This window comes from Catellatospora sp. NPDC049111, from assembly GCF_040648615.1.
In the GTDB taxonomy this organism is placed as follows: Bacteria; Actinomycetota; Actinomycetes; order Mycobacteriales; family Micromonosporaceae; genus Catellatospora; species Catellatospora aurea.
The window spans coordinates 21,827-38,240 of the sequence record NZ_JBEZEB010000025.1 but is presented as its reverse complement, the minus strand read 5'-3'; the positions used below and the strand labels follow the sequence as shown (position 1 = coordinate 38,240).

The 16,414-nt window shown below is 71.6% G+C and carries 18 protein-coding genes and 1 riboswitch; of the genes, 5 read left to right on the top strand and 13 right to left on the bottom strand.

Annotated features, from left to right (window positions below; genetic code table 11):
- Positions 1-5: 5 nt before the first annotated feature.
- Genes paaC through paaA form a run of 3 tightly spaced genes read right to left on the bottom strand, consistent with a single transcriptional unit; the run spans position 6 to position 1,992 of the window.
- Positions 6-704 (bottom strand): 1,2-phenylacetyl-CoA epoxidase subunit PaaC, encoded by a 699-nt coding sequence (paaC, locus tag AB0B66_RS28060; RefSeq protein ID WP_360535542.1) that lies wholly within the window; start codon positions 702-704, stop codon positions 6-8.
- The gene (paaB, locus tag AB0B66_RS28055) at positions 701-985 is read right to left on the bottom strand and encodes a 1,2-phenylacetyl-CoA epoxidase subunit PaaB (protein WP_155369026.1); all 285 of its coding nucleotides are present in this window, start codon (positions 983-985) and stop codon (positions 701-703) included. Before paaB ends, paaC begins: the two co-directional genes overlap by 4 nt.
- The gene (gene paaA, locus AB0B66_RS28050) at positions 982-1,992 is read right to left on the bottom strand and encodes a 1,2-phenylacetyl-CoA epoxidase subunit PaaA (RefSeq protein ID WP_360535539.1); all 1,011 of its coding nucleotides are present in this window, start codon (positions 1,990-1,992) and stop codon (positions 982-984) included. Before paaA ends, paaB begins: the two co-directional genes overlap by 4 nt.
- A 349-nt stretch (positions 1,993-2,341) precedes the next feature.
- Between paaA and AB0B66_RS28045 the strand changes: the two genes are divergently transcribed.
- Both AB0B66_RS28045 and AB0B66_RS28040 read left to right on the top strand, forming a co-directional pair.
- Entirely contained in the window at positions 2,342-3,223 is an 882-nt protein-coding gene (locus tag AB0B66_RS28045) for a serine hydrolase (RefSeq protein WP_360535537.1), read from the top strand.
- A gap of 54 nt (positions 3,224-3,277) precedes the next feature.
- Positions 3,278-4,222, top strand: a complete 945-nt coding sequence (locus AB0B66_RS28040) for a hypothetical protein (protein WP_360535535.1) — start codon at positions 3,278-3,280, stop codon at positions 4,220-4,222.
- Positions 4,223-4,339: 117 nt separating this feature from the next.
- On the opposite strand, the gene AB0B66_RS28035 is transcribed toward AB0B66_RS28040, so the two are convergent.
- A complete protein-coding gene (locus AB0B66_RS28035) occupies positions 4,340-5,191 on the bottom strand; it encodes a menaquinone biosynthesis protein (RefSeq protein ID WP_360535637.1) in 852 nt (283 codons plus the stop codon).
- A gap of 73 nt (positions 5,192-5,264) precedes the next feature.
- A complete protein-coding gene (locus AB0B66_RS28030) occupies positions 5,265-5,834 on the bottom strand; it encodes a metalloregulator ArsR/SmtB family transcription factor (protein WP_360535533.1) in 570 nt (189 codons plus the stop codon).
- Positions 5,835-5,968: 134 nt separating this feature from the next.
- Here AB0B66_RS28030 and AB0B66_RS28025 point away from each other — a divergent pair, with 134 nt between their 5' ends.
- A complete protein-coding gene (locus tag AB0B66_RS28025) occupies positions 5,969-8,002 on the top strand; it encodes an AAA family ATPase (RefSeq protein ID WP_360535531.1) in 2,034 nt (677 codons plus the stop codon).
- 64 nt (positions 8,003-8,066) lie between these two features.
- Here AB0B66_RS28025 and AB0B66_RS28020 read toward each other — a convergent pair whose 3' ends face one another.
- Both AB0B66_RS28020 and AB0B66_RS28015 read right to left on the bottom strand, forming a co-directional pair.
- The gene (locus AB0B66_RS28020; protein ID WP_360535529.1) at positions 8,067-8,264 is read right to left on the bottom strand and encodes a hypothetical protein; all 198 of its coding nucleotides are present in this window, start codon (positions 8,262-8,264) and stop codon (positions 8,067-8,069) included.
- On the bottom strand, positions 8,261-8,437 hold the full coding sequence (locus AB0B66_RS28015) for a hypothetical protein (protein ID WP_360535527.1): 177 nt from the start codon (positions 8,435-8,437) through the stop codon (positions 8,261-8,263). The genes AB0B66_RS28020 and AB0B66_RS28015 overlap by 4 nt, the downstream gene beginning before the upstream one ends.
- A 126-nt stretch (positions 8,438-8,563) precedes the next feature.
- Between AB0B66_RS28015 and AB0B66_RS28010 the strand changes: the two genes are divergently transcribed.
- Positions 8,564-9,883, top strand: coding sequence for an aminotransferase class V-fold PLP-dependent enzyme (locus AB0B66_RS28010; RefSeq protein WP_360535525.1), 1,320 nt, complete (start codon positions 8,564-8,566; stop codon positions 9,881-9,883).
- Here the strand turns inward: AB0B66_RS28010 and AB0B66_RS28005 are convergent.
- The 6 genes from AB0B66_RS28005 to mqnE all read right to left on the bottom strand — a co-directional run bounded on the left by AB0B66_RS28005 (position 9,876) and on the right by mqnE (position 14,834).
- Entirely contained in the window at positions 9,876-10,643 is a 768-nt protein-coding gene (locus AB0B66_RS28005; RefSeq protein WP_360535523.1) for an ABC transporter ATP-binding protein, read from the bottom strand. The genes AB0B66_RS28010 and AB0B66_RS28005 overlap by 8 nt on opposite strands.
- Positions 10,643-11,671 carry an iron ABC transporter permease gene (locus AB0B66_RS28000; protein ID WP_360535521.1) on the bottom strand — a complete coding sequence of 343 codons (1,029 nt, stop codon included), beginning with the start codon at positions 11,669-11,671 and terminating at the stop codon, positions 10,643-10,645. Before AB0B66_RS28000 ends, AB0B66_RS28005 begins: the two co-directional genes overlap by 1 nt.
- Position 11,672: 1 nt before the next feature.
- Entirely contained in the window at positions 11,673-12,590 is a 918-nt protein-coding gene (locus tag AB0B66_RS27995) for an ABC transporter substrate-binding protein (protein WP_360535635.1), read from the bottom strand.
- 102 nt (positions 12,591-12,692) lie between these two features.
- Positions 12,693-12,823: riboswitch (cobalamin riboswitch) on the bottom strand.
- Between the two features lie 39 nt (positions 12,824-12,862).
- Positions 12,863-13,168: a DUF4229 domain-containing protein gene (locus AB0B66_RS27990; protein WP_360535519.1), complete on the bottom strand. Its 306-nt coding sequence runs from the start codon at positions 13,166-13,168 to the stop codon at positions 12,863-12,865.
- A gap of 58 nt (positions 13,169-13,226) precedes the next feature.
- The gene (locus tag AB0B66_RS27985) at positions 13,227-13,661 is read right to left on the bottom strand and encodes a hypothetical protein (protein WP_360535517.1); all 435 of its coding nucleotides are present in this window, start codon (positions 13,659-13,661) and stop codon (positions 13,227-13,229) included.
- Between the two features lie 3 nt (positions 13,662-13,664).
- A complete protein-coding gene (gene mqnE / locus AB0B66_RS27980; RefSeq protein WP_360535513.1) occupies positions 13,665-14,834 on the bottom strand; it encodes an aminofutalosine synthase MqnE in 1,170 nt (389 codons plus the stop codon).
- Positions 14,835-14,983: 149 nt separating this feature from the next.
- Between mqnE and AB0B66_RS27975 the strand changes: the two genes are divergently transcribed.
- Complete coding sequence (locus AB0B66_RS27975) at positions 14,984-16,375, top strand: C40 family peptidase (protein ID WP_360535511.1); 1,392 nt, start codon at positions 14,984-14,986, stop codon at positions 16,373-16,375.
- Positions 16,376-16,414: the final 39 nt, after the last annotated feature.

Here is a 16,414-nt window from a genome sequence, read left to right as displayed (position 1 = left end):
CGTGGTCACCACTGCGCTCCGGGGTGCGCCCGGTGCAGTGACTGCATCTCGGCCAGCAGGTAACTCAGGTGCTCGGTGTGCCGTCCGGCCCGGCCGCCGTCCGGGCGCCAGCGGTCGTCGGGGCGCTTCAGGCCCGCCTCCGCGAGCACCGGCTCGACGATCGCCAGCCAGCGGTCCCGGATGCCCTCGGTCAGCTCGTGCCCGTACGGCCAGAGCCCGTCCAGGCCCTGCTGCACGCGGCGGTGCGACTCCTCGGTGCCGCCGCCGAGCCGCAGCATCCACTGCGAGGCGTGGTCGAGGTGGTACGTCGACTCCTTGACCGCCTTCGCCCCGATGGCCGCGGCCTGCTCGGCGGAGCCCGCCGCGAGGTCGGTGTAGCGCAGCAGCTGCGCCGCCGACAGCATCAGCAACCAGCTCATCGTCCAGCCGAAGTCCAGGTCGCCCCGGCCCGGCCCGAGCGGCAGCTCGGCCAGCAGGCAGTTGCGGAACCCGTGGTCGTCGCGCCGGTACGCCAGCTCGTCCTCGTCCCCGACGGCGGCCAGCAGCATCCGGGCCGCGCCGAGCTGGTCGAGGGCGATGTTGGCCAGGGCCACGTCCTCCTCCAGCGTGGGCGCGCGCGACACCCACTCGGCCAGCCGCTGCGCCGCGATCAGCGCGTCGTCCCCGAGCCCCAGCAGTTCGACTCCGGTGGCGGTCTCACTCACAGGTGAGCCACCCCCTCCGGCAGCTCGTAGAACGTCGGATGCCGGTAGATCTTGTCGGCGGCCGGGTCGAAGAAGGAGTCCTTCTCGTCGGGGCTCGACGCGGTGATCTCCGCGGCGGGCACCACCCAGATCGAGACGCCCTCCTGGCGGCGGGTGTAGAGGTCACGCGCGTGGCGCAGGGCCATGCCCGCGTCCGGCGCGTGCAGGCTGCCGGCGTGGGTGTGCGCCAGCCCGCGCCGCGGCCGGATGAACACCTCCCACAGAGGCTGGTCACTCGTCACGCTGCTGCCTTCCTGTTCTTCGCCGCGTACGCCGCGGCCGCTTCGCGCACCCACGCGCCCTCTTCGTGCGCCCGGTTGCGGTGCGCCAGACGCTGGCGGTTGCAGGGGCCGTCGCCCTTGACCACCCGCATCAGCTCCTCGAAGTCGGGAGACGTGTAGTCGTAGTGCCCGCGCTCGTCGTTCCACTTCAGGTCCGGGTCGGGCAGGGTCACACCGAGGATCTCCGCCTGCGGCACGCACATGTCCACGAAGCGCTGGCGCAGCTCGTCGTTGGAGAAGCGCTTGACCTTCCACGCCATGGACTGCGCCGAGTGCGTGGAGTCGGCGTCCGGCGGGCCGAACATCGCCAGCGACGGGTACCACCAGCGATCCACCGCGTCCTGCGCCATCGCCCGCTGCTCCGGGGTGCCCTGGGCGAGCACGTACAGCGACTGGTAGCCCTGGCGCTGGTGGAAGGACTCCTCCTTGCACACGCGGATCATGGCGCGGGCGTACGGCCCGTACGAGCAGCGGCACAGCGGCACCTGGTTCACGATCGCCGCGCCGTCCACCAGCCAGCCGATCGCGCCGACGTCCGCCCAGCTCAGTGTGGGGTAATTGAAGATCGAACTGTACTTCTGCTTCCCGGTGAGCAGCGCCGCGTCCAGCTCGGCCCGGCTGACGCCCAGCGTCTCCGCGGCGGCATAGAGGTAGAGCCCGTGTCCGGCCTCGTCCTGCACCTTGGCCAGCAGGATCGCCTTACGCCGCAGCGAGGGGGCGCGGCTGATCCAGTTGCCCTCGGGCTGCATACCGATGATCTCGGAGTGCGCGTGCTGGGCGATCTGGCGGATAAGCCCGGCCCGGTACGCGTCGGGCATGGCGTCCCGCGGTTCGATCTTCTGATCGGCGGCGATCACGGCCTCGAACGACGCCTCGCCGTCCAGCGCCCGGTCAGCGGCCTCGCGCAGCGCGGCCTCGGCCTCCTCGACCTCGCCGAGCAGGCTCTCCGCGCCGGTCACGCCTGGCATACCCGTCTCCATGCGGCCAGTGTTACAGCTTTGCGCGTATCGGCGCAACAACTGTCACAAGCAGCGCTCCCGTGGCCACCTCGACGTGACCTGCATCACCGCTGGCACGGGGAATGAGCGTGAGCAAGACTCGGATATGGCAGCTCAGCGCGGTGCGACCTACCGTTGCTGCCAATCCGGGACCACCCCATACCCGGGCGACCCACGACAATGCCGTCGAACGGGAGCACCTCTCGACATGCGCCGCCGTACCCCCCTCATCGCCGCGATGATCGCGCTGGGCGTTCTGGTCCTCGCGCTGGTGGCCCCTAGTGCCGCCGCCGCTCTCACCGGCTCGCAGAATGTCCGAGTGAGCGCAGAAGCAGGCGACACCCCGGCCGCCACCGCCGCGGCCCCGTCGGCCACGACGGCTCCTGCCCCGCCCGCAAGCGCCGCGAAGCCCGCCGCCGCGAAGCAGGGCGGTTCCGCCCGCGCCGCCGACCGGCCGAGCCGGTCGCTGACCGCGGGGCGGGTCAACCTCGCCTTCACCGGCGACTTCATCGGCTACGCCATGCTCGACCGGCACACCGGCGAGCTCATCGCGTCTCGCAACGCCACGCAGACCAGCAGCACCGAGTCGATGATCAAGGTATGGCTGGTCGCCGACCATCTGCGCCGGGCCGCCGAGTCCGGCCAGACCGTGACCCCGCAGGAACTGTCCGACGCGAGCGCCGCGATCAGGCACTCCGACGACCGCGCCGCGCAGGCCCTCTACCTGTCCGGCGGCGGCAACGAGGTCGTCCAGCGGATGATCGACATCTGCGGCCTGACCGACACCACCCTGTTCGACCAGTGGTGGAGCCGCACTCAGATGTCCCCGCGCGACGCGGTCCGGCTGGCGCAGTGCGTCGCCGACGGCACCGCGGCGGGCCCGGCCTGGACCGGCTGGGTGCTCTCCGAGATGCGCCAGGTGACCGGTTCGACGGCCGCCGAGGAGCAGTTCGCGACCACGGGCGGCGGCCGGTGGGGCATCATCGACGGCGTGCCGGACACCCTCGCCCGCACCCTCGCCATCAAGAACGGCTGGACGGCCATCGGCGCCGACAGCAATTGGCACCTGAACTGCCTCGCCATCAGCGATGACTGGATCATGAACGTGATGACCCGCTACCCCGTCGAGAACGGCCTGCAGTACGGGGCCGACGTCTGCGCCTCCGTGGCGCGTCAGCTGGTGACGCCACCGCTGACCTGACCCGGCGGACCACCCCTCCGCGCCCCCGCCTCCCCCTCCCCGGAGTTCCCCCTCATGACAGAGCTGTTCTCCCGTCGACGCGCGCTGCTGGCCGGCACCGCCGGACTGGCCGCCCTGGCCGGTGGCGGTTTCTGGTTCGCCGGCCGCGGCGGCGACGCACCCACCGTCGCCGCCAACTGGCAGGACCCGGCCGTGTCGCCGAGCGCCTCCGCGAGTCCGGAGTCCGCGCTCGCCCGCAGCGTCCCGGTGCAGCCCGGGCGGCCGGGACTGGCGCACGCGGAAGTGGACGTGCTGACCGCCCCGGAGGCGGGCGCACTGGTCACCGTGAAGACCAGTGCCTGGTGGAGCTGGGCGCTGATGGACCGGAAGACCGGCAAGATCGTCGGTTCGAAGAACTTCAACCAGACCAACATGACCGCCTCGATGATCAAGGCGTGGCTGGCGGCCGACTACCTGCGCCGCGCCGCCGAGGCGGGTCAGACGCCCAGCTCGACGCGGATGAACGAGATCCGCACGATGATCCGCGACAGCGCCAACGGCCCCGCCTCCACGCTGTACGCGGAACTGGGCCGCTCGGCGACGATCGCGCGCCTGATCGACGTCTGCGGGCTGACCGACTCCAAGGCGGGCGACGGCTGGAGCACCACCCGGCTGTCGGCCCGCGACACCTGCCGCATCGCGCACGCCATCGGCACCGGCCGGGCCGCCGGACCCACCTGGACCAGCTACCTCGTCGGCGAGATGCGCGCGGTGCGCGGCACCGGCGACTTCGGCATCCGCAAGGCGTTCCCCGCCGCCGAGCAGTCCCGCATCGCCATCAAGAACGGCTGGGTCGACCGGCAGGCCACCAGCGAGTGGAACGTCAACTGCCTGGCCCTGGGCGACGACTGGACCATGGCCGTGCTGACCCGCTTCCCGCTGAGCACGTCCTGGACCCACGGCGGCGAGATCGCGAAGTCCGTCGCCACCCAGCTCCGCACCAAGACCGACCTGGTCTGACCCCCGCCCGGCACCCCGAGGTCACCCGACTTGCCAGGCAGGTGAGCTTATTCGCGCCCAAGATACGCACAGGTGCCAGGCAAGTCCGACGATCAAGGCGCCCGCCCGGGGCCGGGACTACAGCTCCATGAACTCCGGGCCGCCGTCGGGCAGGGCCGGGGCGTGGCCGGCCAGTGCGGCGCGGCGGGCGAACTCGCGCAGCCCGTTGATCTGCCGGCCGCCCAGCGAGAAGTCCAGCACGCGGAAGTACGAGGCGAGCGTGGCGGCGTCGAAGGGCTCCCAGCGGGCCGCCGACGCGGCGACCTCGTCCAGGTTGTCCACGCACAGGTCACGCGAGCGCAGGAACGCCTGGTGCACGTCCTTGACCAGGCCGGGGTGCGCGGCGGCGAAGTCGCGCCGGACCGCCCACACCGCGAACACCATCGGCAGGCCGGTCCACTCGCGCCAGGCCTGACCCAGGTCGGTGACCGCCAGCCCGCGCTTGGGCGCCTCGAACAGCGCGCGCAGCGCCGTGTCACCGATGAGCACCGCCGCGTCGGCCTCCAGCAGCATCTGCGTCAGGTCGGGCGGGCAGGTGAAGTAGTCGGGGCTCGCGCCGTAGCGCTCCAGCAGCAGCATCTGCGCGAGCAGCACGCTGGTGCGCGAGGTGCTGCCCAACGCGACCCGGGTGCCGTCCAGCTCCTGCAGCGGCTTGGTGGACACGACGTTGACCGACAGCACCGGGCCGTCCGAGCCGACCGCGAGGTCGGGGAGCAGCAGCAGTTCGTCCGCGTGGCGCAGGTACTCCACCAGCGAGATCGGGCCGATGTCGAGGTCGCCGGCGACCAGCGCCTCGCTCAGCCGATCGGGGGTGTCCTTGCGCAGCTCGACGTCGATCAGGGCGCCTGAGCGCATCAGTCCCCAGTAGATCGGGAGACAGTTCAGGAACTGGATGTGCCCTACCCGGGGACGCTGCACCGCGTTCATGATCAGGGAGCCTACCCGCCGCGGGCGACCCTTCGGGCGGTGCCCGCGGCGGGTGTGACCTGTGTGGCGTGCCCGGTCAGTCGACCGGCACCGCGCGTATCTGGCAGGTGACCCGCCGTGCGTCGCCGGGCACCTCCTGGCGCTGGCTCACCTTGTACGGCTCCAGCAGCTCGGCCATCTTGTCGGTGAGCGCGGTCAGCTCCTCGGCGGTGATGACGATGCCGAACTCGCTCATCAGCGCGGCGTCGTACCACTGCGTGGTCTCCTCGTGCGAGCGCGACAGCCATCGGCGCACCCGCTCGTCGCCCTGGGCCAGGAAGACCCCGGCCACGGCGCTCTCGGCCGCGCGGGCCTCGGAACCGCCGTCCGGCCCGATCTCCAGGGACCAGCCACGCGTGCGGGCCCGCCACACCCGTTCCCGGCCGTCGCCCCGGCTCGGCGCGTCTTCGATCAGCCCCGCCTTGGCCAGCGCCCGCAGGTGGTAGCTGGTCGCGCTGGGGGACAGGCCGACCATCTCCGCACACTCGGTGGCCGTCGCGTCCTCACCGGTGGCGGAGAGGTGATCCATGATCGCAATACGGGCCGGATGCGCCAGCGCCCGCATCACCGACGGGTCGGTGATCTTCAGCAGTCCCTCAGAGCTCACCGGTAAAGAAAATCACGTGACTGCCCGTCGATGACAGCTACCATGGTCGGTCGATTGTGAAGGGCACTGCCGACAGCGCTTATCTTCCAAGCGCAGCGCCGGGCGGCCGATCTTTCTCACCCGAGAGGACGGCCATGACAGCCGTAACTCCGACCGCCCACGAGACACCCACCACATCTGCCACCGACGAGCTGGCCGCCGAACGCGCTCACCTGTCCACCTCCCGCGCCGCGCTGAAGGCCATGCGCGAGCGCGCCGAGCAGCTGTTCTCCGTCGGCGACCAGGTCGCCGGGGACGCTTATACCGCCGAGCAGCTCGGCCGCCAGATGGCCCAGCGCATCAAGGAACTGTCCGACGACCCGGCGGTGCCGCTGTTCTTCGGCAAGCTGACCATGGGTGCCGAACGCTGGCACATCGGGCGTCGGCACGTCTCCGACGCGATCGGCGAGCCGCTGGTGCTGGACTGGCGTGCGCCCATGTCCCGCCGCTTCTACCAGGCCAGCGTCCGCGATCCGCAGGACGTGGCGGTACGCCGCCGCTTCGGCTGGTCGCCCGCCGGGACCGGCGGCACCACGGCGCTGACGAGCTTCGAGGACGAGCACCTCGACAACGGCCAGGAACTGGGCACCGACAGCGCCATCCTCACCGCCGAGATCGAGCGGCCCCGCGTGGGCCCGATGCGCGACATCGTCGCGACCATCCAGCCCGAACAGGACGAGCTGGTCCGCGCCGACCTCGAGGACACCATCTGCGTACAGGGCGCGCCCGGCACCGGAAAGACCGCGGTCGGCCTGCACCGTGCCGCATACCTGGTCTACCTGCACCGGGAGCGGCTGCGCCGGTCCGGCGTGATGATCATCGGCCCGAACCGCGCGTTCCTGCACTACATCTCCGCGGTGCTGCCCGCCCTCGGCGAGCTGGAGGTGTCCCAGTCCACCGTCGCCGAGCTGCTCGACCACCTGCCGGTCCGCGCCGAGGACGGCATCGCGGCCGCGACGCTCAAGCACGACGCGCGGATGGCGCAGGTGCTGCACCGCGCCCTGTGGGCCCGGATCGCCCGCCCCGCCGGCCCGATCACCGTCTCGGACGGCTCCTACCGCTGGCGCGTCGACGAGGGCGTGCTGCGCCGGGTCGTCGACGAGGTCCGCCGCGAGCAGCCGCCGTACGCGCTGGGCCGGGAGCGGGTGCGCGCCCGGGTGGTGGGGCTGCTGCAACGGCAGTCCGAGGCCCGCCGCGGCGACTCCCCGCCGGACTCCTGGCTGCGCAAGATGGGCAAGGTCAAGGCCGTCGCCGACCTGCTGGACCACTGCTGGCCCGCGGTCACCCCGCAGCAGCTGCTGGCCGACCTCTACACCGACGCCGAAGCGCTGAACCGGGCCGCCGACGGGCTGCTCTCCCCCGACGAGCAGGAGCTGCTGCACTGGCCGAAGCCGCCGCGCAGCCTTCGTACCGCCCCGTGGACCGCGGCCGATGCGGTGCTGGCCGACGAGATCGCCGGGCTGCTCGACCGGCCCGCCGGGTTCGGGCACATCGTCGTCGACGAGGCGCAGGACCTGTCCCCGATGCAGGCGCGGGCGCTGGCCAGGCGCAGCGGCCACGGCTCGCTCACCATCCTCGGCGACCTCGCCCAGGGCACCACGCCGTGGGCCGCCCGTGACTGGCGCGACATGCTCGGCCACCTGGGCCGCCCCGACGGGCGCATCGTGCCGCTGAGCACCGGCTTCCGGGTCCCGGCCGCGGTCGTCGCGCTGGCCAACCGGCTACTGCCCGCCCTCGACGTGGCGGTGCCGCCCGCCCGCTCGCTGCGCCGGGACGGCTCGCTGGAGGTCACCGAGTCCGCCGACGTGGTCGCCGCGGCCCGGACCGCGCTGACCCGGGAGGGCTCGGTCGGCGTCATCGCCGCCGACGCGGCCGTGCCAGGTGTGCTCGACGCCCTGCACGCGGCCGGTCTCGAACCGTCCGACCTGGACGGCGACGGCCGCCTGACCGTCGTGCCCGCCACCATGGTCAAGGGTCTGGAGTACGACCACGTGATCGTGCTGGAACCCGCCGCCATCGTCGCCGCCGAACCGCGCGGCCTACACCGCCTCTACGTCGCCCTCACCCGCGCCGTCACCAGCCTCATCGTCCTGCACACCGAACCGCTCCCCGAACCGCTGCGCGCCTGACGGACACACGAGAGCCCCGCACGGCAGGTCGGGGCGGGGCTCTCGTCATCAGCTGACGGCGTCGCTAGGCAGCGCGGGACGCGGCCTCCCACGGCTTGTTCATGGCCTCCAACCGGCCGACGTGGTCCCAGTGCCGGCGAGCATCGGCACTGCGGCCCTCTGCCTCGGCTTCCACGGCCCAGCCACGAACCTGCGCGATGTACTCCTCATGGTCCGCACGCATGAAGGCGTGGAGAGCTGCGATGTGTTCATCAACGGTCACGGCCGGCCTCCCAGCTTCTCATCGAGTCTGCCCAGCTCGTAGTGGGTATTCTCCACCCGCTCACGATGAAACTCCCGGCCGACCTCGTACTTGGCGATAATCTCGCGGTCTCGTTCCATCCGCGCGGTGAGTTCCATTCTGTTGAACTCGTGTTTGACGCGGTTCTCGGCCACGCCATCACCTCCCCAGGGAACGCCACCAGCCTATCGACTTCATCGACCAGGTGGACCGTTCCGTGCGTTAGGAACCCGCCCTGTTTCCGATGGCGGACAGGCGGCGGGTCGTGGTCCGATATGGCGATGGGTGAGCTCTCTGTCAGCCGTCGGGGGCTGCTGGGCGGATTGACCGCCACCGCCGCGCTGGGCGCACTGTCGGCATGCGACGGGGACGCCGTCGTCGAGAATCCGCCGCCGGTGTACGCGCCACTGGACCCGAACAGCTGGGACAGCGTCCGGCGGCAGTTCCTGCTGGACACGGCCAAGGCGCAGTTCGCCGCCTTCGTGTTCGCCAGCCCGCCGGCCGACGTACGGGCGGCGATCGCGCGGCACCGCGAGGGCCTGGACCGGGACACGGTCGGCTACCTGCACGCCCAGGAGGAGAACGCCCGGCAGCGGCTGCACCTCGCGGCGGGCAAGTACCTCGGTGGATCCGGCGACCAGGTCTACTTCACCGACTCGACCACGATGGGACTCGGCCTGCTCTACGGCGGGATCGCGCTGCGGCCCGGCGACGAGGTGCTGACCACCGAGCACGACTTCTACTCCACGCACGAGTCCCTGCGCCTGCGCGCGGCCCGCGACGGCGTGACGGTCCGCAAAGTGCGGCTGTTCGCCGAGCCCGCCACCGCGAGCGCCGACCAGATCGCGCAGGCCGTCGCGAAGTCGCTCACCCCGGCCACCCGGATCGTCGCGGTGACCTGGGTGCACTCCAGCACCGGGTTGCGGATGCCGATCCGGGCGATCGCCGACGTGCTCGCCGCACACAACCGCGACCTGCCGCCGGACCGGCGGGCGCTGCTGTGTGTGGACGGGGTGCACGGCTTCGGCGCGGTCGACGCGAGCGCCGTCGACCTGGGCTGCGACTTCCTCGTCTCGGGCTGCCACAAGTGGCTGTTCGGCCCGCGCGGCACGGGCATGATCTGGGGCCGCGCCGAGGCGTGGGCCCGGTTCCGGCCCGCCATCCCCACGTTCGAGCAGGCCGGGTTCGCCAACTGGCTGGGGTTCGACCCGGCGCTGCCCGCGCCGTCGGCGTCGCCTGGCGGCTACCACAACTTCGAGCACCTGTGGGCGCTGGAGCAGGCGTTCGACTTCCACGCCGCGCTGACCCGCGCCCGCGTCGCGTCGCGCACCACCGAGCTGGCCACCCGGCTCAAGGAAGGCCTGGCCGCCATCGGCGGCGTCAAGCTGATCACGCCGAGGTCGCCCGAGCTGTCCGCGGGGCTGGTCTGCTGCGAGCTGACGTCGATGAGCCCGGCGGCGGCGGTCTCCGTCTTGGCGGCCAAGGACGTCATCACCAGCACGACGCCGTACAACCCGTCCTACCTGCGGTTCGGGACGTCGATCGTGACGAACGAGGCCGACGTGGACCGGGCGCTCGCGGCGGTACGCGAGATCAGTTGACGCGGACAGGGACCACGATCGGGCCGAACTCGCCCGCGATCACCCGCACCCGGGCGCGGTAGTGCAGGGCGAGCAGTTCCTCGGTGAGCACCTGCTCCGGCGGCCCGTCGGCGGCGACCCGGCCCTCGGCCAGCAGCACGAGGCGGTCGGCGTACTCGCCGGCCACGGACAGGTCGTGCATGGTGGCCAGCACGGTCAGCGCGCGGTCCTTGCGCAGCCGGTCGACCAGTTCCAGGACCTCCTGCTGGTGGCCGATGTCCAGGGCCGAGGTGGGCTCGTCGAGCAGCAGCAGCGGCGCGCCCTGGGCCAGCGCGCGGGCCAGGAACACCCGCTGGCGCTCGCCGCCGGACAGCGTCTCCAGCTCACGGCCGATGAACCGGCGCAGCTCCAGGGAGTCGAGCACCTGCTCCACGATGGACAGATCCTGCGCCGACTCGCGGCCCAGCGGGGCGATGTAGGGGGTGCGCCCGAGCAGCACATAGTCGAGCACCCGCATCCCGGGTGGCACCACGGGCTGCTGCGCCACCGTGGCCACGAGCTGGGCGCGGCGGCGGCGCGGTAGCGCCGTGGTGGGCGTACCGTCGATGATGATCTTTCCGTGGTGTGGCACCGCCCCGCCCACGGCCCGCAGCAGGGTCGACTTGCCCGCGCCGTTGGGGCCGATCACGGTGACCCACTCGCCGGAGGCCACGGTCAGGTCCACGCCGTGCAGGATCTCGGCGTCGCCCAGGGTCACCCGGACGTCCTCGACGGCCAGCATCAGACGCTCACCCGCCGGGTCGAGCGCAGCACCAGGATGAAGAACGGCGCGCCGAAGAACGCGGTGACCACGCCGATCGGCAGCTCGCCCGGGGCGATCAGGGTACGCGCGGCCAGGTCGGCCAGGGCCAGGAAGGCCGCGCCGAACAGCAGCGACAGCGGCAGGATCGAGCGGTACGAGCCACCGGCCAGCAGGCGCACCACGTGCGGCACGATGATGCCCACGAAGCCGATCAGCCCCGACACGGCGACCGCGGCGGCGGTGCCCAGCGAGGCCGCGGCCAGCAGGATCAACCGGGAGCGCTGCGGGTGCAGGCCCAGGCTCGCCGCCTCGGTGTCGCCGACGCTGAGCACGTCCAGCTCCCGGCGCAGGGCCAGCACCACGACCGTGGTGACCACCGCGTACGGCAGCAGCAGCGTCACCTCGTGCCAGCCGTTGGTGGCCAGCCGCCCGAGCAGCCAGGAGTACACCTCGCGGATGGTGTCCACATTGCGCTGGAGCAGGTACGTCTGGATCGCGGCGAGGAAACTCGACACGGCGACCCCGGCCAGGATCAGCGTCGCCGACGAGCGGTCCCGCCCGCCGGCCACCCCGAGCAGGTAGGTGACCACGACCGCGATACCCGCCCCGGCGAACGCGGCCAGCGGCAGCACGGCCCCGGCCCGGAACGCGATCGCCATGGTCGCGCCGAGCCCGGCTCCTGCGGCGACACCGAGCAGGTACGGGTCGGCCAGCGGGTTGCGGAAGACGCCCTGGTAGCAGCCGCCGGCCAGGGACAGCATCGCGCCGACCAGCAGGCCCAGCACCACCCGGGGCAGCCGCAGCTCGGTGATGATGGCGATCTCGCGCTCGTTCAGCCCCGACGGCAGGTCCACGCCGGGGATCAGGTTGAGCAGCTCCGCCGCGACCGAGCCGGGCGGCAGCGTCACCGGACCCAGGGCGACCCCGGCGACGAGCGCGACCAGCACGGCTCCGATCCCGGCGGCGAGCCACCCGGGACGCAGCCGTGCCGGTCGCAGTGTCGTCACGTCAGGCCGGGACCTTGTTCGCGGCGTCGACGATCGCGCGGATCAGGTCGACGACGCGGGGGCCCCAGCGCGAGGCGATGTCGTCGTCCAGCGCGATGACCTGGCCCTTGCTGACCGCGGTCATGCCGGCCCAGCCCGCACGGGCCTTGACGGTGTCCAGGTTCTGCTGGCAGCACTTGGTGTCGGCCAGGAAGATCAGGTCCGGGTTCGACTTGACCAGCGACTCGGCGGTGAGCTGCGGGTAGCCGCTGCCCTTGGTGTCGGCGGCGTCGGCCACGTTCTTCAGCCCGGCCAGCTCGAACAGCGAGCCGATGAACGTCTTCGAGGTCACCGAGTACAGCGTCGGGTCCAGCTCGTAGTAGTAGGACAGCGGGGTCGCGCGCTTCGGCAGGTCCTTGACCAGCTTGGCGATGTCGTCCTTCATTTTCTGGCCGAGCGCGGCCGCCTCGGCCTTGTGGCCGGTCAGCTCACCCAGCTCGGCGAGCTGCTGGTACGTGTCGTCCAGCGTCACGGCGGCCGGGGCCACGTAAACCGGGATCTTGAGGGTGGTCAGCTGGGCGACCACGTTGTTGGCGTCGGTGCTGAGCACGACCAGGTCGGGGCTCTTGGCGGCGACGGCCTCGGCGTTGGGCTGGAAGCCCGACAGCTCCGTCTTCGGCGCGTTCGCCGGGAAGTTCGAGTTGTCGTCGACGGCGACGACCTGGCCGCCGGCGCCGATCGCGAAGAGCATCTCGGTCGTCGTCGGCGACAGCGAGACGATCTTCACCGGCTGCGCGGGCAGCGTCACCGAGCCGACGGTCACCGGGTACGCCGCGGCGGCGTTCGACGGGGCAGGGGTCGCCGGGTCGTTCGTGGCGCAGGCCCCGAGCGCGGCGACGAGGCCGGCTGCGGCCAGCGCGCCGAACGCGCGGCGGGACAGGAAACGGGTACGCACTGATCCTCCTATCGGTCGAGGCAGGTCCTTCGCCGACAGGGCCCGATCAGGTGGGGCAGCCCGGTCCGCGAGACGCCCTTCCTCGAGAGCGTGGTTCGCGACTGCCGCAGGCGACCTGGCTCGCCCACCGAGGTGGGATCACAGTTGCGGGACAGCGCCGGGTTCACACCGGCTTCGCTGCGGGACAGTCAGCCGACACGCTAATACACACCCGTGCCGATGCTCGCGACGCGGAGTGGAGGATGTGCGCAGGCTCATCACGCCTGGGTCTTGTGGACCTCTTCGGCCTCGGCGGCGGGCACGTCTTCGCCGGGCTCGGTCTCGCCGGCCAGGGCGGCACGCAGCCGGTCCTTCTCGGCCCTGCGGCGGTCCACCGCGCCCTCGACCTGGGCCGCCACGTCGTCACGCAGGTTGCGCAGCAGGAAATAGCTCGCCGCCGCCGAGACCAGGATGGCGATCATCAGCTTGAGCAGCATGCTCAGGTTCGGCACGAACCACAGCGCGGCGAAGACGGCCAGGAAGAGCATCAGCCTGGCGAGCGTGTACTTGACAGCAGGACTCACCGGTCCAGGGTAGCCGCCGAACCTGCCGGGCCTCGGTCAGCCCCGCGCGAGGGGCCGGTCAGCCCCGTTCGGCGGCCGCCAGGCCGAGGTGCCAGAGCACGGCGTACACCACCGTGGTGACCAGCGCGCCCAGCCCGCCGGAGACCAGCGGCGGCAAGCCCGACGCCACGCCCACCGCGAGCACGCCGAGCACCACGGCCACCAGACCGGCGGCCGGGGCCACGGCGAGCCGCCCGCGGTGGCCCGCCGCCGCTTTGAACTGCTCCACGAAGATGATCGCCGGGAAGATCACCGCGAGCCAGCCGGTGAGGTCACCGAACTCGCCCATGCCGAGCAGGGCGAACAGGCCGTCGAAGGCGATCATGCCGAGCACGCTGATGGCGAACCCGGCCAGCGCGTACGCCACCAGGTCGGTGAGCGAGACGATGCGCCCGGACGCGTCCCGCCGCGGGCCCTTGCGCTGCTCCTCGGCCGGGCTCTGCGGATCGGCCACCCGTCAGGCCCAGACCTGCTGCGGCTCGCTGCGCCGCTCGGCCATGCTGACCGGCGCGCCGTACTCCTTGACGACCTGGTAGCGGGTGTCCCGCTCGACCGGGCTGAAGCCCGCGTCCCAGATCAGGTGGAGCAGGTCGTCGCGGTGCATCGTGTTCGGCGTGCCGTACGAGTCCGCGTCGTGCGTGATCTTGTACTCGACGACCGAGCCGTCCAGGTCGTCGACGCCGAAGTTCAGCGACAGCTGGGCCAGCGACAGGCCGTGCATGACCCAGAAGCACTTGATGTGGTCGAAGTTGTCCAGCATCAGCCGGGACACCGCGAACGTCTTGAGCGACTCGGCCGGGCTCGCCATCGTGGTGCGCGCCTGGATCCGGTTGCGGATCTTGCCGTCCGCGCTGTCGTGGAAGTCGTGCTGGTAGCGCAGCGGGATGAAGACGGTGAAGCCGCCGGTCTCGTCCTGCAGTTCGCGCAGGCGCAGCACGTGGTCGACGCGGTGCCGCGGCTCCTCGATGTGGCCGTAGAGCATCGTCGAGGGGGTGCGCAGGCCCTTGCTGTGCGCCAGGCGGTGGATGCGCGACCAGTCCTCCCAGTGGCAGGCGTGGTCGACGATGTGCTGGCGGACCTCCCAGTCGAAGATCTCGGCGCCACCGCCGGTCAGCGACTCCAGGCCCGCCTCCATCAGCTCGTCGAGGATCGCGTCGGCGGTCAGGCCGGAGATCTTCTCGAACCACTGCACCTCGGTCGCGGTGAACGCCTTCAGCTTGACGTTCGGCAGGGCCTGCTTGAGCTCCTTGAGCACGCGCGGGTAGTAGCGCCACGGCAGCGTCGGGTGCAGACCGTTGACGATGTGCAGCTCGGTGAGCTGCTCGTCCTTCATCTCCAGCGCCTTGGCGACGGCCTGCTCCACCCGCATGGTGTAGGCGTCCTTCTCACCGGGCTTGCGCTGGAAGGAGCAGTAAGCGCAGCTGGCCGAGCAGACGTTCGTCAGGTTCAGGTGCCGGTTGACGTTGAACATCACCCGGTCGCCGTTCTTCTCCGTCCGGACGTGGTGCGCGAGCCGCCCCAGCCAGGCCAGATCGTCACTCGCGTAGAGCGCCTCGCCGTCCTCGCGGCTGAGCCGCTCCCCGGCGTAGACCTTCTGCTCCAGCTCCCGCTTCAAACCAACGTCCATGGCAGTGAGCCTACGACGTGCCGCCGACGTGCCTGCTGCTGCCCTTGACAGCTGCTGTTCAGCTTGACGCCACCGGGACAGAAGGGTCGACAGCGATCCTGATTTCCGGTAGGAACCTTGTGGGACCAACGGGGAGGACGGGGCCAACGATGTCCAAGCGTCGCAGCGGGCAGGCTCGACGGCAGAGTCAGGTCGCGGTGGGCTCGGCTGTTCTCAGCGCGCTCATCGCCGGTGGCATCGCCATGCCCGCATCCGCTGACCCGCCGATCGGCTCGAAGATCACCTCGATTCCGGACGCCGGCCTGCGTCCCCAGCCCGACGGGCTGCCGACGCTGCCGTTCGGCTCGCTGAGCATGCCGCGCACCCAGCCGCTGACCGCCCACGCCGCGCTGCTGGCGCAGTACAGCGCCGCCGAGCTGGAGCTGTCCGTGCTCGGCGCCCGCCGCAGCGAGCTGTACCAGAACTACAGCAACTCGGTCGTGGCCAAGGCGATGGCCGACTACGCCTGGCGGGCCACCGCCGACACGCTGCGGGTGGCCAAGGAGGCCGCCGAGGCCGCAGCCGTCGCCGAATACCAGGCAGCCGTGAAGGCTCCGCCGCGGCTGGGCGACTCGCTCGGCGAGCTGGGTCAGCTGATCCCGCGCACCGAGTCCACGCCGGAGACCGAGGCCGTGCTCAACGACCTCGCCACCGCGCAGCAGGCCGAGCGCCAGGCCTACACGGTGCTCACCACGGCCATCACCGCCGAGCAGGACGCCTCCACGGCGTATTCGGCCGTGGAGAAGGAGTTCAAGCGCAAAGAGGTCGCGTTCCTGGAGCTGAAGCGGCGGCTCGCCGAGCTCCAGTCCGAAGCGGACCGGCTGCGTGAGATCCAGGAGCAGAACCTCGGCAACTACAGCCCCGGCAAGAGCAACGCCGGCCTGGTCGCCGCGGCCAAGGCGCAGAAGGCCGTCCTGTTCGCGCTCAGCCAGCGCGGCAAGCCCTACCGCTGGGGCGACGAGGGTCCGAACACCTACGACTGCTCGGGCCTGATGCTGGCGTCGTACAAGGCCGCCGGGATCACCCTCAACCGGGTCGCCAAGGACCAGTACTACGGCACCCGCGCCAAGACGGTCAGCAAGTACGCGCTGCTCCCCGGTGACCTGGTCTTCTTCGCCACGGACCCGAACGACTGGCGCACCATCCACCACGTCGGCATGTACCTCGGCGACGGCTGGATGGTCCACTCGCCGCGCACCGGCGACGTGGTGCGGCGCGCGTCGGTCAGCCTCAGCAGCATCGACTTCGCGACCCGGGTGGTCGACGCGGTGCCGGCCCCGAACCAGCCGAACCCGACGCACGGCACCACGCCGTCGCCGACGAAGACCACCTCGCCGAGCCCGACGACCGGCACCTCGCCGTCCAGCTCGCCGAGCGCTCCGGCCAGCCCTTCGCCGTCGCCGAAGCCGCCGGCCGAGTCGCCGTCCCCGCAGCCGCCGGCGGAGAGCCCGAAGCCGGCCGAGTCGACGTCGCCGAGCCCCGACCCGGTGCCCGCTGCGTGACACGCGTCACCCCGCTTCATTGGCCTTGCGGGGTGACGC

What these genes read in the sequence shown, in the direction of transcription:
- paaA (WP_360535539.1), bottom strand. Translation starts at nt 1,992, where the DNA reads ATGCCAGGCGTGACCGGCGCGGAGAGCCTGCTCGGCGAGGTCGAGGAG.
- AB0B66_RS28040 (WP_360535535.1), top strand. Translation starts at nt 3,278, where the DNA reads ATGACAGAGCTGTTCTCCCGTCGACGCGCGCTGCTGGCCGGCACCGCC.
- AB0B66_RS28025 (WP_360535531.1), top strand. Translation starts at nt 5,969, where the DNA reads ATGACAGCCGTAACTCCGACCGCCCACGAGACACCCACCACATCTGCC.
- AB0B66_RS28010 (WP_360535525.1), top strand. Translation starts at nt 8,564, where the DNA reads ATGGGTGAGCTCTCTGTCAGCCGTCGGGGGCTGCTGGGCGGATTGACC.
- AB0B66_RS28005 (WP_360535523.1), bottom strand. Translation starts at nt 10,643, where the DNA reads ATGCTGGCCGTCGAGGACGTCCGGGTGACCCTGGGCGACGCCGAGATC.
- mqnE (WP_360535513.1), bottom strand. Translation starts at nt 14,834, where the DNA reads ATGGACGTTGGTTTGAAGCGGGAGCTGGAGCAGAAGGTCTACGCCGGG.
- AB0B66_RS27975 (WP_360535511.1), top strand. Translation starts at nt 14,984, where the DNA reads ATGTCCAAGCGTCGCAGCGGGCAGGCTCGACGGCAGAGTCAGGTCGCG.